Annotated in this window: 20 protein-coding genes; 13 read left to right on the top strand and 7 right to left on the bottom strand. The window is 70.7% G+C overall.

Annotated elements, in window-relative coordinates:
- Positions 1-145: 145 nt before the first annotated feature.
- Both IH26_RS60460 and IH26_RS0141270 read right to left on the bottom strand, forming a co-directional pair.
- A complete protein-coding gene (locus tag IH26_RS60460) occupies positions 146-406 on the bottom strand; it encodes a hypothetical protein (protein WP_157437631.1) in 261 nt (86 codons plus the stop codon).
- A 216-nt stretch (positions 407-622) separates the two neighbouring features.
- Entirely contained in the window at positions 623-1,570 is a 948-nt protein-coding gene (locus IH26_RS0141270; RefSeq protein ID WP_030441739.1) for a TIGR04222 domain-containing membrane protein, read from the bottom strand.
- Between the two features lie 155 nt (positions 1,571-1,725).
- Here IH26_RS0141270 and IH26_RS0141275 point away from each other — a divergent pair, with 155 nt between their 5' ends.
- The 6 genes from IH26_RS0141275 (at position 1,726) to IH26_RS0141300 (ending at position 8,757) form a co-directional block, all read left to right on the top strand.
- The gene (locus tag IH26_RS0141275) at positions 1,726-2,736 is read left to right on the top strand and encodes a LacI family DNA-binding transcriptional regulator (protein WP_211268852.1); all 1,011 of its coding nucleotides are present in this window, start codon (positions 1,726-1,728) and stop codon (positions 2,734-2,736) included.
- A gap of 72 nt (positions 2,737-2,808) precedes the next feature.
- Entirely contained in the window at positions 2,809-4,074 is a 1,266-nt protein-coding gene (locus tag IH26_RS0141280; RefSeq protein WP_030441741.1) for a sugar ABC transporter substrate-binding protein, read from the top strand.
- Positions 4,071-4,955 carry a carbohydrate ABC transporter permease gene (locus IH26_RS0141285; RefSeq protein WP_030441742.1) on the top strand — a complete coding sequence of 295 codons (885 nt, stop codon included), beginning with the start codon at positions 4,071-4,073 and terminating at the stop codon, positions 4,953-4,955. Before IH26_RS0141280 ends, IH26_RS0141285 begins: the two co-directional genes overlap by 4 nt.
- 1 nt (position 4,956) lies before the next feature.
- Complete coding sequence (locus IH26_RS0141290) at positions 4,957-5,832, top strand: carbohydrate ABC transporter permease (RefSeq protein WP_030441743.1); 876 nt, start codon at positions 4,957-4,959, stop codon at positions 5,830-5,832.
- 10 nt (positions 5,833-5,842) lie between these two features.
- Positions 5,843-7,003 carry a glycoside hydrolase family 1 protein gene (locus tag IH26_RS0141295; protein WP_030441744.1) on the top strand — a complete coding sequence of 387 codons (1,161 nt, stop codon included), beginning with the start codon at positions 5,843-5,845 and terminating at the stop codon, positions 7,001-7,003.
- On the top strand, positions 7,000-8,757 hold the full coding sequence (locus tag IH26_RS0141300) for a glycoside hydrolase family 3 protein (RefSeq protein ID WP_030441745.1): 1,758 nt from the start codon (positions 7,000-7,002) through the stop codon (positions 8,755-8,757). Before IH26_RS0141295 ends, IH26_RS0141300 begins: the two co-directional genes overlap by 4 nt.
- A 429-nt stretch (positions 8,758-9,186) precedes the next feature.
- Here IH26_RS0141300 and IH26_RS0141305 read toward each other — a convergent pair whose 3' ends face one another.
- Complete coding sequence (locus IH26_RS0141305) at positions 9,187-11,445, bottom strand: hypothetical protein (protein WP_157437632.1); 2,259 nt, start codon at positions 11,443-11,445, stop codon at positions 9,187-9,189.
- Positions 11,446-11,559: 114 nt separating this feature from the next.
- On the bottom strand, positions 11,560-12,585 hold the full coding sequence (locus IH26_RS0141310) for a hypothetical protein (RefSeq protein WP_030441747.1): 1,026 nt from the start codon (positions 12,583-12,585) through the stop codon (positions 11,560-11,562).
- Between the two features lie 307 nt (positions 12,586-12,892).
- Here IH26_RS0141310 and IH26_RS54620 point away from each other — a divergent pair, with 307 nt between their 5' ends.
- Positions 12,893-14,524: a glycosyltransferase family 2 protein gene (locus IH26_RS54620; RefSeq protein ID WP_063763817.1), complete on the top strand. Its 1,632-nt coding sequence runs from the start codon at positions 12,893-12,895 to the stop codon at positions 14,522-14,524.
- A gap of 51 nt (positions 14,525-14,575) precedes the next feature.
- Here IH26_RS54620 and IH26_RS0141320 read toward each other — a convergent pair whose 3' ends face one another.
- Complete coding sequence (locus IH26_RS0141320; RefSeq protein ID WP_157437633.1) at positions 14,576-15,211, bottom strand: cupredoxin domain-containing protein; 636 nt, start codon at positions 15,209-15,211, stop codon at positions 14,576-14,578.
- Between the two features lie 136 nt (positions 15,212-15,347).
- Between IH26_RS0141320 and IH26_RS0141325 the strand changes: the two genes are divergently transcribed.
- From IH26_RS0141325 to IH26_RS0141340, 4 genes are all read left to right on the top strand, one after another.
- A complete protein-coding gene (locus IH26_RS0141325) occupies positions 15,348-17,048 on the top strand; it encodes a PHP domain-containing protein (protein ID WP_211268853.1) in 1,701 nt (566 codons plus the stop codon).
- Positions 17,045-17,533, top strand: a complete 489-nt coding sequence (locus tag IH26_RS0141330) for a hypothetical protein (protein WP_030441751.1) — start codon at positions 17,045-17,047, stop codon at positions 17,531-17,533. Before IH26_RS0141325 ends, IH26_RS0141330 begins: the two co-directional genes overlap by 4 nt.
- A 195-nt stretch (positions 17,534-17,728) precedes the next feature.
- A complete protein-coding gene (locus tag IH26_RS0141335) occupies positions 17,729-19,249 on the top strand; it encodes a SpoIIE family protein phosphatase (protein ID WP_030441752.1) in 1,521 nt (506 codons plus the stop codon).
- 59 nt (positions 19,250-19,308) lie between these two features.
- Positions 19,309-19,953, top strand: a complete 645-nt coding sequence (locus IH26_RS0141340; protein ID WP_030441753.1) for a GNAT family N-acetyltransferase — start codon at positions 19,309-19,311, stop codon at positions 19,951-19,953.
- A 15-nt stretch (positions 19,954-19,968) separates the two neighbouring features.
- Here IH26_RS0141340 and IH26_RS0141345 read toward each other — a convergent pair whose 3' ends face one another.
- Together IH26_RS0141345 and IH26_RS0141350 are read right to left on the bottom strand one after the other, a co-directional pair.
- Positions 19,969-21,126 carry an LCP family protein gene (locus tag IH26_RS0141345; RefSeq protein WP_030441754.1) on the bottom strand — a complete coding sequence of 386 codons (1,158 nt, stop codon included), beginning with the start codon at positions 21,124-21,126 and terminating at the stop codon, positions 19,969-19,971.
- Between the two features lie 70 nt (positions 21,127-21,196).
- Positions 21,197-21,460, bottom strand: coding sequence for a hypothetical protein (locus tag IH26_RS0141350; protein ID WP_030441755.1), 264 nt, complete (start codon positions 21,458-21,460; stop codon positions 21,197-21,199).
- 61 nt (positions 21,461-21,521) lie between these two features.
- Here IH26_RS0141350 and IH26_RS0141355 point away from each other — a divergent pair, with 61 nt between their 5' ends.
- Positions 21,522-21,986, top strand: coding sequence for a GNAT family N-acetyltransferase (locus IH26_RS0141355; RefSeq protein WP_030441756.1), 465 nt, complete (start codon positions 21,522-21,524; stop codon positions 21,984-21,986).
- Between the two features lie 41 nt (positions 21,987-22,027).
- On the top strand, positions 22,028-22,351 hold the full coding sequence (locus IH26_RS0141360; protein ID WP_030441757.1) for a PadR family transcriptional regulator: 324 nt from the start codon (positions 22,028-22,030) through the stop codon (positions 22,349-22,351).
- Positions 22,352-22,513 lie beyond the last annotated feature (162 nt).

Below are 22,513 nucleotides of genomic sequence, written 5' to 3' on the forward strand. Positions count from 1 at the left end.
GGTGGATCACGTGGGAGCGAGGCGAGGTCCAGGTGGTGGCTGGCGTCGGCCGCGAAGCGGTCGCATCCCGGTGTTGGATGTGGCCGTTTCGCGGACGCCATCAGGCGCCGCCTGGGCCACGCCGCAGCCCCGCGTGATCCACCAGCTAGGCCCTAGCGTCGTGGGGCCAATTCCCCGTCGATCTCGCGCTGGTCGGCGTCCCGTTCGCGGAGGTCGGCCTGCCGGTCCGGTCGTCGGCATCGGCATCGCGCCGGTCCGCGTCGGCGTCCCGCCGGTCGGCGGCCGCGTCCCGGTGATCGGCGGCCGCGTCCCGGTGATCGGCGGCCGCGCCCCGCCGGTCGGCGGCCAGCTCGCGGCGATCCGCGCGGCGGTCACGGGCGTCGGCCGCCCGATCACGCTCGTCCATCAGGAACTCGCGACGATCCGCGCGCAGATCCCGGGCGCGCGCGTCGGCCGCCCGTACGTGGAGATCGACCTCCCGCTGACCGGCGTCCGCCCCCGGCCGGCCACGCGACGCTCGCGCTCCGCCAGGAGCCGGTCACGCGGCTCCCGCCGATCGCGTCCGGTCTCTCCGGCGCTCATGGCACCACCGTAGACCAGGCCGAGCCGGCCCACGCATGGATCATTGGGCGCCGTCGGGTTCGCCCAGCGTCTCGGCGTAGTCGGTGCTCGACTGGGCCACCTCCCGCCACCAGGGGGCCGCCTCTTCCCGGACGCGCCGGGCGTACCACGGCACGTGCCAGCGGCTCGGCGGCACCCGTACGAGGCTCGCCGGGCCGCGGGCACCGAGATCGGCCGCCGACCGGATGCCGTGCACGGCGGTCAGGTGCCGGCGATCGCCCGGAAGGTCGGCGAGGAAGGCCAGCTCGGCGGCGCGCAGGCCGGCGGCGGTGCGCGGGTCGAACTCGTACCCGACGAGGAATCTCGCCCGCCAGACGGCGACCACGCCGAGCGCGATCGCGGCCAGCGCGGCGACGAAGGTGAGTCCGTCCTCGGGCCGGAAGCCGCCGAGCGCGACGGCGACCGGGTAACCGACCGCGACCACCGCGCCGGCCAGGTACCAGGGGGTGTACTCGCGGCGCCAGGCCGGCAGCATCAGCCGCTGCCGGACGGCCGCGCGCCACAGCTCGGGGGTCACGGCGACCGACCGGGTCGAGAAGCGCAGCGTCGCCACGTCCGCCCTGCCGTGCCCGAGCCGGGCGACGATCTGCCGGCGGAAGTCGTCGTCGCCGGCGGCGGCCGGTCCGGTCAGAGCGAGTTTGCCGTCGTCGCCGACCGTCAGTCGCCGCTCGGCCAGCAGATCGGTGAGCACGAGGTCAACGACGCGGTCGGGGCCGCCGCACAGGAACGCCACCTCGATCGGGTCGGGGTGCGCGTCCCACCAGCGGGCCGCCAGCCGCTCGGTGCGGCGGGCCCGGCTCAGCCACCGCTGGACGACGTGCGGGCCGGCCAGCAGCCCGGCGACCACCAGCCCCAGGACCCACCACGCCACCGCCGGCGCGGACACCGCGAACGCCAGGGACGCGGCGCCGACGCCGGCCATCGCCAGCAGCCACGCCAGGCATCCCACAGCCGACCAACTCCCCCTCGTCGATCGATCATGCACGAGGCGCGCGGTCACCGGTAATCGGTCGACCGGTCGCGGCCCGTGTACCGTGAGGCCAGCAGCGCAGGTCTCGTGCGACCCGGGGGACACTCGTGGCGAAGGCAGCAACCGTCTACGACGTGGCCAGACACGCGGGCGTCTCGATCGCGACCGTCTCCATGGCGTTCCGCCGGCCCGACCGGGTCAAGGAGTCCACCCGCGACCTGGTGTTCGCCTCCGCCCGCGCGCTGCACTACGTCCCCTCGGCGAGCGCCCGCGGCCTGGCCGACGGGCGTACCGGTGTGCTGGGTCTGTTCTCGTTCGACTATTTCCTGCCGTCCGCCGCGCCGCTGGAGCCGGACGAGTCGTGCCGCGATTTCCCGCTGTATGTCGACGAGATCCAGCGCGGCATGGAGCTGGCCTGCTGGCAGCACGACTACGCGCTGATGATCGGCGGCCCGAGCCGGGCCGGTGGCACGGACACGGTCACCGACATCGCCGGCCACGTGGACGGGCTCGCCGTCTTCCCGCAGACGCTGCCGCCCGACGCGCTCGAGCGGATCGCCGGCCGGATCCCGGTGGTGGCCGTCTCCGAGCCGCCGCAGGACGACCGGCTCAGCCACATCACGGTGGACAACCGGGGCGGCATGCGGGCCGTCACCGAGCACCTGATCCGCGACCACGCGCGCCGTGACCTGCTGTTCGTCGGCGGGCTCAACCCGGCCGAGGGTCGCGCCCGGTTCGCCGGCTTCCGGGACGCGCTGCGGGCCGCCGGTCTCCGCGTGCCGCGCAAGCCGCTGGTGCCGCAGACCCGGGTCACCCCGAGCGGGCGTGCCGCGGTGGTGCTCCCCGACGACCTGCCGATGCCCGAGGCGTTCGTCTGCGCCACCGACGACGTGGCGCTGGACATCCTGGAGATCCTGGCCGCCCGGGGCGTACGGGTGCCGGCGGAGGTCGCGGTCACCGGGTTCGACGGCATCGTGGCCGGCCGGGTCGCGCGGCCCACGCTGACCACGGTCCGCCAGCCGATGGTGGAGATGGGCCGGCTCGTGGTGGAGGTGCTGCTGCGGCACATCGCCGACCCGGCCCGGCCGCCGGAGTTCTGCGAGCTCCCGGTGCAGGTCGTGGTGCGGGAAAGCTGCGGCTGCTGACCCAGGCATTGCCAACTCCGAATCTAAGCGCTTAACCTGCAATCTAAGCGCTTAGATTCAGAAGGAGATGCGATGTCACGCATACGGAACGGGCTGGTCATTGCGCTCGCCGGCGCCCTCTGCGTCACGGCATGCGGCCGCTCCACCTCGGACGACAAGCCCGCCGCCGGCGGCGCGATCGGCACCGGCGCGGCCACCGGCACCATCACGATGTGGGCCCAGGGCGCGGAGGCCGAGCGGCTGCCCACCCTGCTCAAGGACTTCGAGGCGGCCAACCCGGGCGTCAAGGTGAACGTCACCCCGATCCCCTGGGACGCCGCGCACAACAAATACCAGACCGCCATCGCCGGCGGCACCACGCCGGACATCGGCCAGCTCGGTACCACCTGGATGGGCGAGTTCGGCGCGGCCGGGGCGCTCGCCCCGGTACCCACCGACCTGGACACGGGCGCGTTCTACCCCGGCTCGGTGAAGTCCACCCAGCTGCACGGCGGCACGTACGCGATCCCCTGGTACGTCGACACCCCGGTGCTCTACTACCGCACCGACCTGGCCACCAAGGCCGGCTTCGCCAAGCCGCCGGCCACCTGGGCCGACTTCAAGGCGCTGGCCAAGGCGATGCAGACGAAGGCCGGTGCCAAGTACGGCGTCTCCCTCGGCGCCAAGGACTTCCAGGGCTTCCTGCCGTTCGCCTGGTCCAACGGGGCCAGCCTGACCTCGGACGACGGCAAGACCTGGACGATCGACGACCCGGCCATGGTCCAGGCGGTCCGCTTCTACCAGAGCTTCTTCACCGAGGGCATCGCCGACCGGGCGCCGAGCAACGACCCCGGCGCGCACGAGGCGGCCTTCGTGAACGGCACGGTGCCGATGTTCATCGGCGGCCCGTTCGAGGCCGGCGAGCTGGCCAAGGCCGGCGGCGCCGGGTTCGCCGCGAAGTACGCCACCGCGGTGCTGCCGAAGAGCAAGACCGCCACGTCCTTCGTCGGCGGCTCCAACCTGGTGGTCTTCAAGAAGTCCGCCAACTTGGCCGCCGCCTGGAAGCTGATCCGCTTCCTGGCCGACCCGAAGACCCAGGTGGCCTGGTACAAGACGACCGGTGACCTGCCCTCGGCGCAGGCCGCGTGGACCGACCCGGCGCTCTCCGGCGACCCGAAGCTGGCCGTCTTCGGCGAGCAGCTGCGCAGCGTGAACGCGCCGCCGGCCACCGCCGAGTGGACGCAGGTGCAGTCGGCCGGCGACAGTCAGATGGAGAAGGTCAACGTGTCCGGCGAGGACCCGGCGGCCGCGATGAAGTCCCTGCAGGCCACCGCCGCCTCCATCGGGACCGGCGCGTGACCACGGCCATCCGGCGGCGGCAGGCGGCGGTCGCGTACCTGTTCGTGCTGCCGTTCGTCGCCGTGTTCGGCGTCTTCATGCTGGTGCCGCTGCTCAGCTCGGTGGTCATGTCGTTCACCGACTTCCGCAGCAGCGACGTCGCGACACCGTGGGCGGTGAACTTCGTGGGCGTACGCCAGTACACCCACCTGTTCGCCGACCCGGTGTTCCGGCGGGCCCTGCTGAACACCGCGTACTTCGTGCTGGTCGGCATCCCGCTCACGATGGCGGTGGCGCTCGTGCTCGCGATGGCGCTCAACACCGGCGTCAACCGGTTCCGCACGGTGTTCCGGGTCGGCTTCTACACGCCGGTGGTGACCAGCGTCGTCGCCGTGGCCGTGGTGTGGCGGTTCATCCTGCAGCCGGACGGCCTGATCAACCGGGTGCTGGGCGGCGTGGGCATCGCCGGGCCGGACTGGCTGCACAGCTCGACCTGGGCGATGCCGTCGCTGATCGTCATGGCGGCCTGGCGGAACATGGGCACGCTGATGGTGATCTTCCTGGCCGGCCTGCAGGCGCTGCCGGCCGAGGTGAGCGAGGCGGCGACCGCCGACGGCGCCGGCGCCTGGCAGCGGTTCCGGCACGTGACGCTGCCACTGCTGCGGCCGACGCTGCTGCTCGGCGCGATCCTGATCTCGGTCGGCTACCTGCAGTTCTTCGAGGAGCCGTTCGTGATGACCGAGGGCGGGCCGCTCAACGCGACGCTGTCGGCCACGTACTTCACGTACAACCAGTTCGGTTTCGGCCGGTACGGGGCCGCCTCCGCCGCCAGCTACGTGGTCTTCGTGGCCATCGCGGCGGTGAGCATTCTGCAGTTCCGGCTGCTGCGGGCGAAGGACTGACATGACAGTGACTTTGGAACGACCCGTTGTCGAGCAGACGGTGGCCGGGTCCGTCAAAAAGCGGCGGAATCATCATTTCTGGGTCTACGCGGGCCTGATCATCGCCGGGCTGCTGACCGTGCTGCCCTTCGTCTGGATGCTGCTCGGCTCGATCAAACCGGACGGCGAGATCCTCAACGACCCGGGCGGCTGGCTGCCGCACTCCCCCACGCTCGACAACTACCGGCAGTGGTTCGTGGCGCTGCACATCGGCACGTTCTTCCGCAACAGTGCGATCGTCGCCGTCGTCACCGTACTCGGGAATCTGATCTTCTGCTCGATGGTCGGCTACGCGATGGCGAAGCTCGACTTTCCCGGCAAGCGGCCGCTGTTCGCCCTGGTGATGGTGACGCTCATGGTGCCCGGGGTGGTGACCTTCGTGCCGCTGTTCGTGGTGGTCGCGAAGATGCATCTGGTCAACACGTACGCCGGCCTGATCCTGCCGTTCCTGACCTCGCCGATCGGGGTGTTCCTGATGCGGCAGTTCATCCGTTCGATCCCCGATTCGCTGATCGAGGCGGCCCGGATCGACGGCGCCGGCGAGTTCCGCATCTTCGCCCGGATCGTGCTGCCGCTGAGCGGGCCGCCGCTGGCGACGCTGGGCATCCTGACCTTCCTGGCGTCGTGGAACAACTTCCTGTGGCCGCTGGTGGTGGCCCAGAACCAGGACCGGTACACGCTGCCGGTCGCCCTGTCGCTGTACTCCACCGGCGAGCAGGCCACCAACTACGGCCTGCTGCTCGCCGGGTCCGTCATGGTCATCGCCCCGATCGTCGCCGTGTTCATCGCGCTCCAGCGCTGGTTCGTGCAGGGCGTGGCCACCACCGGTTTGAAGTGAGGAGAGGCTTGTGCGAACCTTCCCGCCCGGATTTCTGTGGGGTGCGGCCACCTCGGGGCACCAGACCGAGGGCAACAACGTCAACAGCGACTACTGGCAGCGGGAGTACGCCGTTGACAGCGAGATCCCCGAGGTCAGCGGCGACGGGTGCGACAGCTTCCACCGGTACCCCGAGGACATCGAACTGCTGGCCGGCCTGGGCCTGACCAGTTACCGGTTCGGCATCGAGTGGTCCCGGATCGAGCCCGAGCGCGGGCACGTGTCGATCGCGATGCGCGACCACTACCGGCGGATGGTGGAGTGCTGTCTCGCCAACGGGCTCACCCCGATGGTCACGCTCAACCACTTCACCGTCCCGCGCTGGATGGACGCGCTCGGCGGCTGGCACCACAAGCACGCCGCCGAGTTGTTCGCCCGGTTCACCGAGATCGCGCTGCCGATCGTGCGGGACGGCGTCGAGTGGGTCTGCACGATCAACGAGCCGAACATCATCGCCTGTCGCGAGGGTGCAGCCGATCCATCGGCCGAGCCCGTCACGTATGGGATGGCCCGCCCCCACCTGGCGGTGTCCAAGGAGCTGGTACGTGCCCACCGGCTGGCCCGCGAGGTGCTAGGGGGCGGTGTGCGCTCCGGCTGGACGGTCGCCACCCAGGCGATCCACGCATTGCCCGGCTGCGAGCAGGAGGCGGCCGAGTACAGCTACCCGCTGGAGGAGTTCTTCCTGGAGGCCGCGCGCGGCGACGACTTCGTGGGCGTCCAGGCGTACACCCGGACCTTCGTCGGACGGGCCGGCGCGCTGCCCCCGCCGGCCGACGCGGAGACCACGCTGACCGGCTGGGAGTACTTCCCCGCCGCGCTGGCGATCGGTGTGCGCAACGCCTGGAAGGTGACCGGCGGCGTGCCCGTCGTCGTGACCGAGAACGGCATCGCGACCGCCGACGACGCGCGGCGCATCGACTACACCAGGGAAGCGCTTACCGGGCTGCACGAGACGATCGCCGAGGGCGTCGACGTGCGCGGCTACTACCACTGGAGCGCGCTGGACAACTACGAGTGGGGCCGCTGGTCGCCGACTTTCGGGCTGATCGCGGTGGACCGGACCAGCTTCGAACGGACGGTGAAACCGAGCGCCAAGTGGCTCGGCGAGGTGGCCCGGGCGAACGCGCTGTGACCACGAACGACGACCGCGTCGAGGAACTGCTGGAGCGGATGACCCTGCCGGAGAAGGCGGGGCTGATGTTCCACACGATGCTGCGCGCCGACGCGGACGGCCCGTACGAGCCGGGGCCCGATGGCGACGACATCCCGGCCGACGTGCTGTCCACGAGCCGGCTGATCCGGGACGCGCACATCAATCACTTCAATGCGGCGCCGCGGATCCCGCCCCGGCAGTACGCGGAGTGGCACAACCGGGTGCAGGAGATGGCGGCGTCGACGCGGCTCGGCATCCCCGTGACGATCTCCAGTGATCCGGTGCACGGCTTCACCGACAACCCGGCGACGTCGATGGCGAGCACGACGTTCTCCCGCTGGCCGGAGCCGCTCGGGCTGGCCGCGGCCGCCTCCTCGCCCGGCTCCTCCGCCGGAGAAAAGTTGGTGACCGAGTTCGCGGAGGTGGTGCGCCGCGAGTTCCGGGCGGTCGGCATCCGGATGAGCCTCGGGCCGCAGGCCGACCTCGCCACCGAGCCGCGGTGGTCGCGGCTGCCCGGCACGTTCGGGGCCGACGCGGACCTGGCGTCGAACCTCGTGGCGGCGTACATCCGGGGCTTGCAGGGTGCTCGGATCGGCCCGGACAGCGTCGCGTGCATGACCAAGCACTTCCCGGGGGCGGGTCCGCAGCTGCGCGGGGAGGACGCCCATTTCCCGTACGGGCGGGAACAGGTCTATCCCGGCGGCAACGCGGAGTATCACTTGCGGCCGTTCGAGGCCGCCTTCGACGCGGGCACGGCGGCCGTCATGCCGTATTACGCCATCCCGGTCGGGCTCGGCGTGGAGGAGATCGGCTTCGGCTTCAACCGGGAGGTGGTCACCGGCTGGCTGCGCGACCGGTTCGGCTACGAGGGGGTCGTCTGCTCGGACTGGGGCCTGGTGACGGACGTCCGCGTCGAGGGGGTGCGCTGGCCGGCCCGCTGTTGGGGTGCCGAGGGGCTGTCCCGGATCGAGCGGGTGCGCCGCATCCTCGATGCCGGCGTCGACCAGCTGGGTGGCGAGTCCTGCCCTTCGCTGGTGGTCGAACTGGTCTCTGCCGGCGCCGTCCCGATCTCGCGGATCGACGCCTCCGTGCGCCGCATCCTCCGGCTGAAGTTCGCCCTGGGTCTGTTCGACAACGCGTATGTGGACCCGGACGAGGCGGAGCGGGTGGTCGGCAACCCCTCGTTCGCCGCCGCCGGGCTGTCCGCCCAACAGCAGGCTGTCACGCTCCTCAAGAACGGCCCGCTGCCACTCCGCCGAGGTGCGCGCATGTACTTGGACGGCATCCAACCCGCGGTCGCCGCCCGCTACGGCGAGGTCGTCTCCCAACCGGCTGACGCGGAGGTGGCCCTGGTCCGCCTGGCCGCCCCCTACGAGCGGCGGGACACAGGTGTGGACTACGAGGCCGGTTTCCACCAGGGGCGGCTCGACCTGCCGCCCGATCGAGTAGCGGAACTCGTCCACCAGTTCGGCGAGGTGCCGACCGTGCTGGTGGTCCACCTCGATCGGGCGGCCGTCCTCCCCGAGGTCATCGCCGCGTCCGCCGCCGCGCTCGGCGAGTTCGGCGCCACCGACGCCGCGCTGCTGCCGCTACTCTTCGGCGAGGTCACACCTCAGGGCCGCCTCCCCATGGAGCTGCCGTCCTCGATGGCCGCGGTCGAGGCGTCCCGCGAGGACGTGCCGGGCGACACGGCGAACCCGCTCTTCCCGGCCGGATACGGTCTGAGCTGGTAAAACGTCAACTTCCCATACCGTACGGGTCAGCCAAGTCCCGCCTTTCTCCGGCGACCCGGGTGCCGTCCCGGCCGCGTGCCGCCACCATCCGGGCTGGGCTGCAACGCGGGCGGGCCGGCCCAGGCGCCGGGTCACCCTCGCTGCCGCCGCTCACGGCCGCGAAGTCCCCGCCCGCCCTCGCCCACGCCAATCCGGCCGCGGCCCCTGGTGCGCACCGCAGCGCACCGCCCGGCGCCGCCCCCGGGCACAGATCTTGAAGGCGTAGTGCTCGCCGCGAACGGAATTTCTTCGTCGTCACGTACGCCCCGGCGAAGGGTGGAGGTTTCCCGTTGGCTGCGAACGCCACGCCTCCAAGATCTGGCCCGGGGCGCGGAGCCGGGACTCTGCGCACCATGGCGCACCGATCTGCGCACCGTGACGCGACGCACGCTAGCGCGCCAGCGAACGTCCCCAGCCGCACGGAGGTTCTCTCGTCACGCGAGTATCTCGCCCAGCAAGTAACTCGCCCAGCAAGTAACTCGCCCAGCAAGTAACTCGCTCGATGTGAGAGCGGGGCCGCGTCTTGGTGCCCAGCCGGGGTCGGGGCGGGACAAACCCGTGGCGTGCGTTTGCCGGGATGGACAGGGACATTGTCGCGGTGGCTGGATTGCCTCCACTGGGCGGGAAGGCGATCCGGTGGTTGACGTCGTTCAGGATGACGGTCATGCTCGCGGCCTGCGAGGCGCGGTAGCGGAACGTGAGCTTGCCGCCGGCGCGGACGCCGGAGAAGACCACCGACGCGCCGACCACGTCGAACGAGGTGGCCATGGCGCCCTCGGACGCGTCCGGCTTCGGGACCGCGTGGGCGCCGTTGTAGAGGCCGCCGGACGACTCGGCCTCGTACTGGCCGTCGATCCGCAGGTAGTCCAGCAGGAGGTCACCGGCGCCGGCGTCGCGGGTGACCACCAGCGAAGTCCCCCCGGTGATCGTGGTCTCGGCGGTGACCGTGGCATAGGAGCCGCCGGTCGCCGGGAGGTCCACCGTGGTGCCGGCGAGGTGCACGCTCGTCGCCGACGTCGCGGCGTAGCGGATCTGGACCCGCGTGCCACCACGCACCGGGTCGACGGTGAAGCTGCTGGCCTGCCCGGCGGGCATGCGCAGGGCCTCGTTCCGGGACGCCCCGGCGGCGGCGACCGGCGTGGCGGCCGTGCGCGATTCGAGCTCGGCCTCGTTGTCGGCCTTGCCGCCCAGCCAGTCGACGGTGACGGCCGCCCCGGACACGGGACGCTGCAGGGTCACCGCGCCCTGCAACGGCACGTCGAGGTCGGCCGTGTACGTGCTCCAGTCGGCGGCGGCCGGCAGGTGCAGGGTGCGAGGGCTGGCGCCGTTCATCGACATCAGCAGGTCGGTGGCCTGCGCGGCGCGGTACCGCAGTTGCACCACCGACGCCGCGTCGAGGTCGTAGAAGACCAGGGCGGATCCGGCGGTGCTCAGCGTGACGGCGGCACCGCCCCACGCGGTCGAGTCGGCGACCGGCTGGGTGTCGGCGGGGCTGCCGCCGGCGTAGTACTGCACGTACGTCGTGTCCTCGGCCTGCGCCTCGGCGACCGGCGCGCCGAGCGACCAGTCCATGGTGGCCGGCGGGTTGCCCTCCGGCTTGAACAGGTTCTCGGCGAAATACAGGGTTCCGCGTACGCCGAAAGCCGGGTCCGAGTAGTAGGCCGTCGTCTCGGCGAGCGCCTTGCGTTTGGCGGCGACCGTCCGCACCAGGCCGGCGGTCTGGTCCGGCATCACCCCGTCGTTGAAGTCCAGGGTGTGGAAGCCGTACTCGATCACCTTGGGCGCGGTCCCGTACTGGCCGATCATCCGGTCCAGGGCGCTGCGCAGGCGCGGCTCGTTGAGCCGGTCGGCGGTGGAGGCGTTCTCGTCGGCGGGCGTGCCGGAGATCGGGTAGGAGTAGTTGTTCAGGAAGTAGCCGTCGGCCTTGTGCGCGATGCCGGCGTAGGAGGGCGTCGGGTAGGACTGGTCCCAGCCGTAGAAGACGCTGAGGTACAGCTTGGTCGCGCCGGTCACCGCGCGCAGGCCGGCGAGCAGGCGATCGGCGTACGGCGGCTGCGAGGTGGCCCACTGCGGGTTCTTGCGGCCGTCCGGGTACTGCGCGTTGACGAAGCGGCCGCTGACCTTCCCGTCGTCGACCGGCATGTTCACCGCGAGGTAGGCGACGTCGGCGAGCTTGTTCCGGCGTACGAGATAGGGAAGCAGGCCGGTGTAGCCGTGGACGGGGTCGTTGCAGAGGTAGTAGCTGAGCACCCGATCGGCGTCGGCGGTGCGGAACGCGAAGGTCTGCTGGTCGTACCACTCGACGCGGATCACGGCCTTCATCCGGTTGCGCTCGATCTCGGCGAAGAGGGTGTCCCGCTCGGCGTCGGTCATCTGCACCAGGTTGTAGAGGCCGACGGTGTTCACCCCGGCCTGGCGCATCTGTGCTAGGTCGAAGGCCATCCGGCGCTGCCAGTCGACGGTCGGGTTGAAGATGTAGGTCGCCCCGGTGACCGGGCCACCGGGGTCGGAGTAGAGGTCGGTGTAGTGGGCGGGGTCGTAGGGCGTTAACAAGTTGGCGGCATTCGGTGTCGCCCGGGCGGGCGTGGCCGCGGTGATGCCGAGGAGGCACAAAGTGGTCACCACAAGCGCCGACAGCACCCTCTGCATGGATCGACTCCCTTGCTCGAGGACGAACGAAGGTAAGCCGGTCGTAAATCTAAGCGCTTAGATTGACCGATGCTGAGACTCTAAGCGCTTAACAAGTTGTTCACAAGCACGTATTCAGGAGAGTGCGAAGTCGACCGTACCGGGCGGCTCCCCCTCGGTCTTGACGATGTTGAAGCCGAAGTACATCGTGCCTCGTACGTTGCCGTAGCCGGCACAGTAGAACCTGGTGGTGGCCGCGAGCGCCCGCCGCTTGGCGGCCCGGTCCGTGACCAGGCCGGCGGTCTGGCCGCCGCGATGGTCGGCGGTCTGCACGCCGTACTCGACCACCACCGGCGCGTCGCCGTACTGGTCGAGGAACCGCCGCATCACCGCGTGTCGCCGGTCGGCGTCGATGAGCGCCGCGTCGTCGTCAGGCCGGCCCGGCACGTGCGCGCCGGGATAGCTGTAGCTGGTCAGGAAGTAGCCGTCGGCGCCGGCCGGCCGATACGAGGGCGGCCGGAACCCGCCGTCCCACCCGTAGAAGACCCCCAGATAGACAGGTAGACCGGGGGCGACCTGACGCAGCCGGGCCACCACCGAGGAGGCGTACGCGACCTGGCGCGAGATCGACAGCGGGCTGTTCGCGCCGCCGAGCCGGGCCTGCACCCGCGGGTCGTCCAAGGGCATGTTCACCGCCAGATAGGTGACCAGCGACCGGTGACCTGGCGCCGCGGCCTGGGCGAGCAGTCCGGAATAGCGGGCCAGCAGCCGGTCCACATCGGCGTCGGTGAACGCGAAGCTGTCCGGGTCGTACTCCTCGAGCCGCAGCACGGCGGTCATCCCGAGCCGGCCAAGCGCGGCGAAGAACGGCTCGGGCTGGTCGAGCCGATACACCCCCACCGTGTCGATGCGGTACCGGTCCCGCATGGTCCGCAGCTGGGCGTCCAGCGAGCCCGCCTGGTCGAGGTCGAGGGTGGCGCCGCGCAGGAACCGATCGCCGCTCATCCCAGGGTACGGCGTCAGCACGTCCCCGTCGCCGGCGCTCGCCCCCTCGGGGAGGTCGGCGCAGCCCGGCACGCTCGACGGCAGGTCACCGCCCGGACCGCAGGCGGCGAGCAGGACGGCGAGCGTGATCAGCACCCGCGCGGTAATCCGGTTCACAATAAAAACCTCCGTTACTTGCTTCACACCGCTGTGCGCCGATATACCCGCGCTCTTTCATTTGATGCGAAGTGGATCGCCCTTTCCCGGGTGTACGGCAGCTTTCGCAGCCACCCCGTAACGGCGCCGCAATATCCATGTGGCGGGACGTGACGCGGACCATGCCACCGGCGTTTGCCCCACTCTGGACGGATCGATACGGTGGAGCGCGGAAACGATGGCGGCCAATCAATTCGGATGGAGCGTATTTGTCGGCAAGCCCCCTACCCCCACCTGCACGAATCGTTTTTTCTAGGAGAGGGCAGTCGTGGCCAAATCGCCTCGCGTCTACCTGTTGATCCTGACGGTCTGGATCGCCGTCCTGATTCCGGCCGTGCCGGCCATGGCACACGTCGTGTCGGCCGCCGTCCGGACCCATTGGTACCTCGGTGCGCTCACCATCGCCAGCGCGCTGTTCGTCACGTACTTCTGGCTGAACGGCACCAAGGACATCGTCTACACGCTCTACTTCCACCTCGTCCAGCGCCCCCGCCTGGCCGAGGTGCCCCGGCGGGCCGCCACCGAAGCCGCGCCCAAGGTCGTCCTGCTCTACTGCACCTGCGACGACTTCTCGGGCGAGAGCCTGCTGCGCAGCATGGCGCAGAAGTACGACAACTACGAGGTCGTCATCCTCGACGACTCCAACAAGCCGGAATCGCGGGCCGAGGTCGACGAGTTCGCCGCCCGCTACGGCGTGCCGGTCGTGCGCCGGCCGGACCGGGCGGGTTTCAAGGCCGGAAACCTCAACAACTATCTGCGTACGGCCGACTACGACTACTTCGTCATCCTGGACAGCGACGAGATCATCCCGAGCGGGTACATCGACCGCAGCCTGGACTACTTCGCCCACTACGACAACGCGGGCATCGTCCAGGCCAACCACTCGGCGACCCGCAACCGCAACAACTTCATGCGTACGTTCGCGATCGGGGTGGATTCGCACTGGATCGCCTACCAGACGGTGAAGGACCGGCACGGCTTCCTGTCGCTGCTCGGCCACGGCGCGATGGTCAGCCGGGAGTGCTACCTGGCGGCGGGCGGCTTCCCCAGCGTGGTCGCCGAGGACCTGTGCTTCTCGATCGCCGCCCGGGACGCCGGCTACTACACCGTCTTCGCCCCGGACATCCGGTGCGAGGAAGAATTCCCGGTCAGCTACTTCGCCTTCAAGAAACGGCACTCCAAGTGGACTCAGGGAAACATGGAGTTCATCAAGAGGTACACCGCCACCATTCTGAATTCGCGGATGACCTGGTTCGAGAAGCTCGACATCTTCCTCTTCACGTACAGTTTGCCGCTGACCGCGCTGTTCTCGCTGTACGTGGTCATCCACGTGGTCGCGCTGCCCGCGCTGGGCTACACGGTCACGTACCCGATGTGGATGTTGATACCGACCGTGGCGTTTCTGATCGCGCCTCTGCTCAACGACATCATCTTCCACTTCGCCCGGATGCCGAAGCGCCGGCTGGTCGCGTACCTGCTGAATTCGATCGTGCTGTACGGCTCGATGTTCTTCGTCAGCCTGCGGTCGTCGGTCACCTCGGCGTTCGGGAAGTCGGTCTTCGTGGTCACGCCCAAGACGCACGGCAAGGTCAGCGTGCGGGAGGCGCTGCACTCCACCCGCGGCGAGATCGGGTTCGGCATCGTCCTCGCGGCGATCAGCTGGTTCCTGACCCACAGCGTCCTGCCGGTGCTGCTGATCGTGGCGCCCGCGCTGCTGTGTGCCTTCCTGGCCCGCAAGCACAACGAGGACTCGCCGGAACCGGCCGCGGCGGAGTTGCCGGCGGCGGTCGTGCCGCCCGCCCGGAGCGCCGCCGAGGAGCGCCACCAGCTCGCCGCCCTGGCGAGCGAGGAGGAGGCGGAGCCGTGGCGGGAGCGGATACCCACCCTCGCCGGCAGCTGACGCCGGCGGGCTGAGGCGGGGCGCCGGGACGACCGGCGCCCCGCCCGTACGTCAGCGGCCGGTGACCGTGATGACGGCCTTCCCGCAGGTGTAGCTGCCCGGATGGTCGATGGCGAGCAGCTGGGTCTCGCCCTTCTCCAGCAGCGAGTTGTCGCGGTTGCTGCCCGGGTCGGGCGTACACCGGAAGGTCCGGTCGGCGCCGGACTTGTTGACCACGGCGAAGTTCTCGGTGGCGACGACCGACAGCCGCGCCGGGCTGGCCCCGTCGCCGTCGGTGAGGGTCAGCGCCGGCTTCGGCGTGCCGCACCCGCTCTCGCCGGTGACGGTCACCCGGAGTGCCCCGTTCACGGTGAAGGTGCCGGCCTTCGGGAACTGGATGACCTGGCGTTCCTTCACGTCCAGCACGCTCGTGACGATGCCCGCGTCGGGCGTGGTGGCCAGGGCGTGGACCTTGCCGGACCGGTTGACCACGGCCAGGAAACCGCCGCGCTTGATGGTCAGCCGCGCCGGGTTGAACGCGTTCGCGCTGGTGATGACCACCTTCTTGGCCCTGGTGCAGTCGGCCACGGCGCTGGTGGCCGCTTTTTCCTGCTTGACGGGTGCTGCGGCATTTGTCGTGGTCGTCGCCGCCGGGGAGCAGCCCGCGAGGGTCAGCAGGGCGGCGGCCACGCAGATTTTGCGATGCACGTCATCAGGTACGGCGGGCGGGGCGCCACAGATCAAAGGCTTGTTCGCCGGGCGTTGGCGATCACGCCAAGGGGTGTTAGCCGTGGCCACAGATAGTGACTTCGACATGCGTCACCTGTGGACACGAGGAGTTCCGATGGGTCACACGCACGATCACGATCATTCTCTTCCGGCGGGCGGTGAGGCCGAGCAGCCCGTGCTGGACCTGAGCATTCCGGACAGCGAACTCTCCCCGGCCGAGGTCTCCCGGCGGGGCTTCCTGCGCAGCGCCGGCCTGCTCGGCGCCGGCACCGCCGCGGCCGCCACCGGGGCGTTCGCCGCGCCCGGGGTCGCCATGGCGCACGACCACGGCCCGCTCGGCCGCTCCTGGGCCGGCCGCTCGCGGATCAACACCCTGCTCTGGCTGGCCGGCGACCACCACATCCACACCCAGCACAGCTCCGACGCCCAGTACCGGGTGATCGACCAGGTGCGGCACGCCAACGCGTACGGCCTGGACTGGATGGTCATCACCGACCACGGCAGCGTCGCGCACGCCAAGATCGGTGTCGACAAGGTGAACCCGGACATCGTCGCCGCCCGCCGGGAGATCGACGACACCCTGGTCTTCCAGGGCCTGGAGTGGAACATCCCGGCCGCCGAGCACGGCACCGTCTTCGTGCACCCGGGCCGCAACGAGGTCGCCGTCCTCAAGGAGTTCGAGAACACCTTCGACGGTACGGTCAAGGGCGCCGGCGACCCGACCCCCGCCAACGAGGCCCTCGCGATCAGCGGCATCAACTTCCTTGCCGACGCGGTCACCAAGCGCCGCGTACAGGACGCGCTGTTCCTGGCCAACCACCCGGCCCGCAAGGGCATCGACTCGCCGCACGAGATCCGCGGCTGGCGCGACGCGAACCCGCGCATCGCGGTCGGCTTCGAGGGCGCGCCCGGCCACCAGGCGAGCGGCATCGCGGCTCCGCTCGGTCCCGGCTCCGGTCGCGGCGGCTACGACAACAGCCCGTCGGCGGCGTCGTTCCCGCAGTACCCGCTGGAGAGCTACCGCACCTGGGGCGGCTTCGACTGGATGACCGCCACCGTCGGCGGCCTCTGGGACAGCCTGCTCGCCGAGGGCAAGCCGTGGTGGATCACCGCGAACTCCGACTCGCACAAGGTCTACCTGGACAACTCGAAGGCCGGCGGCGGCGACTTCGACACCAACGGCCGCTACGACGACCCGGTCTACGCCGGCTCGTTCGCGTCCGGGAACTCGGACTTCTGGCCCGGCTTCTACAGCCGTACGCACGTCGGCTCGGCCGACTTCACGTATGCGTCGGTGATGAACGGCTTGCGCGCCGGCCGGGTCTGGGTCGACCACGGCGGCCTGATCGGCGGCCTCGACGTGCGGGTCCGCTCCGCCGGCTCGTGGGTCACCCTCGGCGACACGCTGGTGGTCCGCCGCGGCGCGCCGGTCCAGCTGGCCGTCGCGATCGACCTGGCCGACGGCCCGAACTGGGCGCAGTTCGTGCCCAAGCTGGCCCGCGTCGACGTCATCCGCGGCGCGGTGACCGGCCCGGTCAAGGATCGGGACGTCTTCGCCGCGCCCGGCACCAAGGTGGCGAAGTCGTTCGAGGTGAACCAGTCGACCGGCCGGGTCACCCTGACCTACGATCTCGGCCGCGCCGACGGCCCGTTCTACCTGCGCCTGCGCGGCACCGACGGCAACCGTACGGCGCCGGGCTTCCTCGGCGCGGCGGTCGACCCCGCCGGGCCGGCCATGGACGTCCTGGGCTCCGCCGACCCGTGGACCGACCTGTGGTTCTACACCAACCCGATCTGGGTGGTCCCGAACCGATGACCGTCGCCGGCTACGACCTGGGCCACCGCGGCACGGTCGAGGCCGAGCACTGGCTGGCCTCTCTGCTGTCCGCGGCAGAGGGGTCGCCGGTGGCGTGCACGCACCTCGTGCACGGCCCCGATCCCCGAGTGGTGGTGACCATTTCCGGCGGTGCGCCGCCCGTCGCCCCGTCGTCCACCGAGGCCGCCGCGGCCGCGGTCGCGGACCACGCGGCCGGTCTCGCTGGGCGGGCGGTGCTGTTTCCGGGCGTACGGTCGCTGACGGGCATTCTGCCGGTGGCAACGCTGCTGTCGGAGAGCGCGATCGACGAGGTGGTGGTCCTCGGAGGGCCGCCGTGCGAGCCGGACAGCCGGATCGACACGCGCGACTTCGTGCGGCCGCAGTACCGCGACGGGCGGCTGGTGCTGATGGCGACGCCCGCGCCGGGCGGGCTGATCGCGCCGTTCGAGGTCCCCAACCCGACCCCCTGCTGCGCCAACCACTGAATCTCGCCGGGCTAGATACTCGCTTGGCGAGTATCTCGCTCGGCGAGTATCTCGCTCGGCTAGTATCTCGCCTGGCGAGTATCTAGCTGGGCTAGTATCTCGCCCGGCGAGAGTATCGCTTCGTCCGGGCGTGCCCGGGCCTGTGGCGCACAAGGTGTGCGAAGTGCGGGGCCGGTGGCATCTAGCATCCGTGCGATGGCGACCCTGCTTGTTGTCGACGACGACGCTCCGAGCCGGGAGCTCCTGCGGACGCTGCTGACCTACCGGGGGCACCAGGTGGAGCAGGCGTCCGACGGCGACCAGGCCCTGGCGATGGCCGCGCGGCGCCCGCCGGACGTGGTCATCACCGACGTGCTGATGCCCGGCCTGGACGGTTACGAGCTGGCCCGCGCGTTGCGCGGCGAACCGGCGACCCGGCACATCCCGATCGTGTTCAACACCGCGCACTACGACCCGCAGCAGATGCGCTCGCTCGCCGACGCCTGCGGCGTGCACGACGTGATCCTCAAGCCGGCGCAGCCGTCGGCGGTGCTGGCGACGATCGACTCGCTGCTGTTCCCGGGGCAGTTCTCGGTGCTCGCGGACGGGCAACTGGCCGAGACCCAGCGGCTGGTCCGGGCCGGCACCTGGGAGTTCGACCCGGCCGCCGGCGCCATCGTGATGTCGCCCGAGCTGCGGGACCTGCTCCGGTTGCGGTCGACCCGGATGACCGTACGGGAGTTGTCCCGGCGGCTGCATCCGGAGGACGTCGACACCCTCGCGGCGATGGCCCGGGACACCCGCGGCAACGGCATGCCGCACGTCGTGGAGCTACGGGTGGTGGACGGGGACGGCTCGGTCCACGAGGTGATCGTGTCGTGCCGGCCGGCGCCGGCCGGGCGGTCCGAGGCGGCGCGCCTGTGGGGCGTGGCCCAGGACGTCACCCGGATCCGCGCGGAGCTGCGCTCGACCCTGCGCATCCAGGGCGACTGGCACGCGATCCGCCGCACGATCGACGGTTTCCACCGGGCCCTGCTGCCCGCCACGCTGCCCGACATCGCCGGGGCCGGCCTCGCCGCGATGTATCTGGCGGCCCCGGAGCGGCTGGACGTCGGCGCCGCCTGGTACGACGTGCAAGCGGTGCCCGGCGGCCGGCTGCTGCTGTCGGTCGGCAAGGTCGCCGGCCACGATCAGCACCCGGCCGCGGTCATGAGCCGGGCGCTGGCCGCGTCGCAGGCGTACGCCCACGACGACCCCGATCCGGTCGAGGTGCTCGCCCGGCTCAACCGCTTCCTGGCCGACACCAGCCGGGACGACACGTTCGTCAGCGCGGTGGTGGCTTTGTTCGACCCGGCGACCGGGCACCTGCGGGTGGCCAACGGCGGGCACCCGCCACCCGTGGTGATCGTGCCGGACGGCGAGGGGATCGAGGCGACCCTGGTCCGGACGTCCGGCCCGGTGCTGGGCGTGGTGCGGGACGCCGCGTTCCCGTCGCGGGACCTGCGGCTTCCGGCGGGGGCCGCATTCTGCGCGTACACCGACGGGCTGACCGACCGGCATCACGACCCGTCGTCGGTCGACGGCCGGCACCTGCTGCGGGTCGCCGCCGAGGCGTTCAGCCGGCTGGACGGCGAGCCGTCCGCCCACCTGCTGGCCGAGGCCATCACCGGGGACATGCTCGAGGGCGCGGCCCCCGACGACGACGTGTGCCTCGCCGTCCTGTTCGCCGGCGGATAGGGCGGCCGGGCGCAAAACCGGGTGCGCCCTCGCCGCTCCGGGGAGCAGAGTCACTGACCATGCTGAGCTACCCGCTCCTCGACGTGCGCGTCACCACGCCGAGGCTGGAGTTGCGCGCCGCCACCGACCAGCTGCTTGATCAGCTCGCGGAGCTGGTCCGCGCCGGCCGGACCGAAGCCGACCCGCCGCCGTACGACGACCCGATGAGCTTCTACGAGACCGACCCCGACCTGCGGGTCGCCAAGTGGCTCCGGGCGATCTGGCGGCGGCGTGGCACCGTCGAGCCGGATCTCTGGCGGCTCAACTTCGTGGTCGTCGTCGATGGCCGCCCGGTCGGGGAGCAGTCGCTGATCGGCGTGCACTTCGCCGCCCTCGGCACGGTCACGACCTTCTCCTGGCTGTCGGCCGACGAACGCGGCCGCGGGCTCGGGCGGGAGATGCGCGAGGCGATCCTGCACCTGGCGTTCGACGGCCTCGGGGCGAAGGAGGCGGGCAGCGACGCCTTCGTGGACAACCAGGGCTCCAACGCGGTCTCCCGCCGCCTCGGCTATCAGCCCAACGGTTACGACTGGGGCACCCGGCGCGGCGAACCGGCCCAGCTCAACCGGTGGCGGCTGACCCGGGCGGCGTGGCAGCCGCGACGCCGGGAGGACATCGAACTCCACAACGTCGAGGCCTGCCACGCCCTCCTGCCGCTGACCTGACCGGGCCGGCCCTGGTTACTTGTCGGCGATCCAGGTCGGGTGGGCGGCCACGAACTGGGCCATGGTGTCGTTCTTGGCGTCGCGGAACATCTCGATGCTGTCCGCGTTGAGGCCCTGGGCCGACCCCACCCCGGGCGGCGCCTTCGCGTTGACGAACTGACCGTTGTTGGTCTTCAGCGTGATGATGTTGTCGGGGTTGATGCCCTTCAGCCCGAAGGCCCAGTCCTCCAGCGAGATGCCCTGCAGGAACACCGTCATCGCCTTGCCGACCGCGGTGAGAATGCCGGGCAGCTTGGTCGGCGAGTCGAGACCCTGGCTCACGGCGGTCTTCATGATGGCCTTGAGCAGCTGCTGCTGGTGCCGCTGGCGGCCGTAGTCGCCGTCGTTCTTGGAGAGCAGGTCGCGCTGCCGGGCGTAGTCGAGCGCCTCGGTCGGGGTGAAGCAGTGGTTACCGATCTTGTACTTGTTCGGGGTCACGCCCGCGACCTTGTGCTTGATGATGCCGGCGTTGTCGGTCACGTACGGCGTGGCCTGCTTGCCGTCCGCGGTGTGGCCGACGTGGATCGAGGTCACGTTCTCGTCGACGTACATGCAGACCTTGCCGAGGATCTTCATGATGTCGGTGAAGCCGGAGTAGTTGACGACCGCCTCGGCGTCCGGGGTGATGTCGAACTGCTTCTGGATCGTCTTGGTCAGCAGCGTCATGCCCTGGGTGATGGCGTCGTCGCCGTCGAGGCCCATGCTGCCGAAGGCGAACGCGGCATTGATCTTGTCGTGGTGCTCGCGGTTGTTGTACTTCCCGTTGTTGTACGCCGGGATGTCGACCAGGGTGTCGCGCGGGATGGACAGCATGTACGCCAGCTGATGATCCGCCGAGACGTGCAGGATGATGATCGAGTCGGTGTGGCTCGCCTCGTGCGTCGCCGTCCAGCTGGGCCGGGTGTCCAGGCTCGCCAGCAGGATGTTCTTCGCACCCTTGATGTCGGCGTGCTTCACCACACCGGCCGCTCCCGCCAGCTGGTGGTCCGGGATCGCCGCGTTGACCTTGTTCTCCGCGACGGTGACGAACGCCAGCGTGCCGCCGCTGATGACCATCAGGACGGCGCCGAAGGCGAGCGAGATCCTCGCCCACATCGGCGATTTGCGGCGTTTGTCACGGAGCTGCTTCGGCACTGTGGTCCTCTCCTCAAGCTGCGCGCCCAACCTTAGCCCCTCGATCAAGCCCCGGGAGGCTTCGCCGGGCTCAGCTCGCGACGCCCCGGTTCCAGCCGGGCGGGATCATCAGAAGGTCGTCGGCCTCGCGGGCGCGGCACCGCACCACGAAGTCGAGGGCGGCGGCCGGGTCGAGCAGGAAACGGTCGAAGGTCGCCCGGTCGATCGCGTAGTACTCGTTGTAGTCGACCGCCCCGCTGGTCACCGGGATGGCGACATAGTGCCGCCCGGACTCCTCCTCGAGGCCGAGCCAATACCGTTCCGCGACGTTGACCAGCAGATTGGTGAACCGCACACGCACACGGTACCGAGGCGGCACAAACGCGCGGAGGAACCGCACGCGGGATGATCGGCGGATGACCGACATGGATGTGACGGTGCGCCGGGCTTCGGACGTGGACGCGCCCGCCCTGGCCGGGCTGCGCTGGCGGCGGGCCACCCAGGACCACGGCTACCAGGGCGACAACCTGAACGAGTTCGTCGCGACGCTCGGCGACTGGATGCGCGCCCACCCCGGGCACCGGGCGTTCGTGGCGGAGGCCGGCGGCGAGGTCGTCGGGATGGCCTGGCTGGCGGTCGTCGACCGGGTGCCCACCGCCACCAGGTACGCCCGGCGCGGCGGCGACGTGCAGTCCGTCTTCGTCCTCCCCGAGCTGCGCGACCGCGGGGTCGGCGCCCGGCTGATGGCGGCCGTGCTGGACGAGGCCCGCCACCTGGGGCTGGAACACGTGACGGTGCACTCCAGCCCGCGGGCGGTGCCGTTCTACGAGCGCAACGGCTGGGACCACGACCCGGAATGGCTCAGCTGGGCGGCTCAATAGAACGGTTGCCGATATATGTCGCCTGACGTAGATCCCTCGGCGTGCAGGAGCCAACCTTTCTCATCCTCGCCGCGCTGGCGGCGCAACCACGGCACGGTTACGGCATCGTGCAAGCGGTCGGTGAGCTCTCCGCCGGCGAGGTGCGGCTGCGGCCGGGCACCCTCTACGGCGCGCTCGACCGCCTCGCCGAGCGGGGCCTCATCGAGCTGGACCACGAGGAGGCGGTCGAGGGCCGGCTGCGCCGGTACTACAAGCTCACCGAGGACGGCACGCGGGCGCTGAGCGCCGAGATCGAGCGAATGCAGCGGCACACCGACGCGGCCCGGGCCCAGTTGCGCCTCTCCCCGTTCGGCGGCGTCGCATGACCGCCGCCGACTGCCCGGCCGGCGACCCGCGGCTCGAGCGGCACTACCGGCGGCTGCTGCGCGCCTACCCCGGCCCGTACCGGCGGCTCCACGGCGCCGAGATCGTCACCACGCTGCTGGAGATGGCCGAGCCCGGCCGCTCCCGGCCCGCCCGGAGGACGA

The organism is Actinoplanes subtropicus (assembly GCF_000721705.1).
Lineage (GTDB): Bacteria > Actinomycetota > Actinomycetes > Mycobacteriales > Micromonosporaceae > Actinoplanes > Actinoplanes subtropicus.

Coding starts and splice junctions, on each gene's coding strand:
- IH26_RS60460 (WP_157437631.1), bottom strand. CDS start 406: ATGGACGAGCGTGATCGGGCGGCCGACGCCCGTGACCGCCGCGCGGAT.
- IH26_RS0141280 (WP_030441741.1), top strand. CDS start 2,809: ATGTCACGCATACGGAACGGGCTGGTCATTGCGCTCGCCGGCGCCCTC.
- IH26_RS0141290 (WP_030441743.1), top strand. CDS start 4,957: ATGACAGTGACTTTGGAACGACCCGTTGTCGAGCAGACGGTGGCCGGG.
- IH26_RS0141305 (WP_157437632.1), bottom strand. CDS start 11,445: ATGCAGAGGGTGCTGTCGGCGCTTGTGGTGACCACTTTGTGCCTCCTC.
- IH26_RS0141325 (WP_211268853.1), top strand. CDS start 15,348: ATGGGTCACACGCACGATCACGATCATTCTCTTCCGGCGGGCGGTGAG.
- IH26_RS0141330 (WP_030441751.1), top strand. CDS start 17,045: ATGACCGTCGCCGGCTACGACCTGGGCCACCGCGGCACGGTCGAGGCC.
- IH26_RS0141335 (WP_030441752.1), top strand. CDS start 17,729: ATGGCGACCCTGCTTGTTGTCGACGACGACGCTCCGAGCCGGGAGCTC.
- IH26_RS0141340 (WP_030441753.1), top strand. CDS start 19,309: ATGCTGAGCTACCCGCTCCTCGACGTGCGCGTCACCACGCCGAGGCTG.
- IH26_RS0141355 (WP_030441756.1), top strand. CDS start 21,522: ATGACCGACATGGATGTGACGGTGCGCCGGGCTTCGGACGTGGACGCG.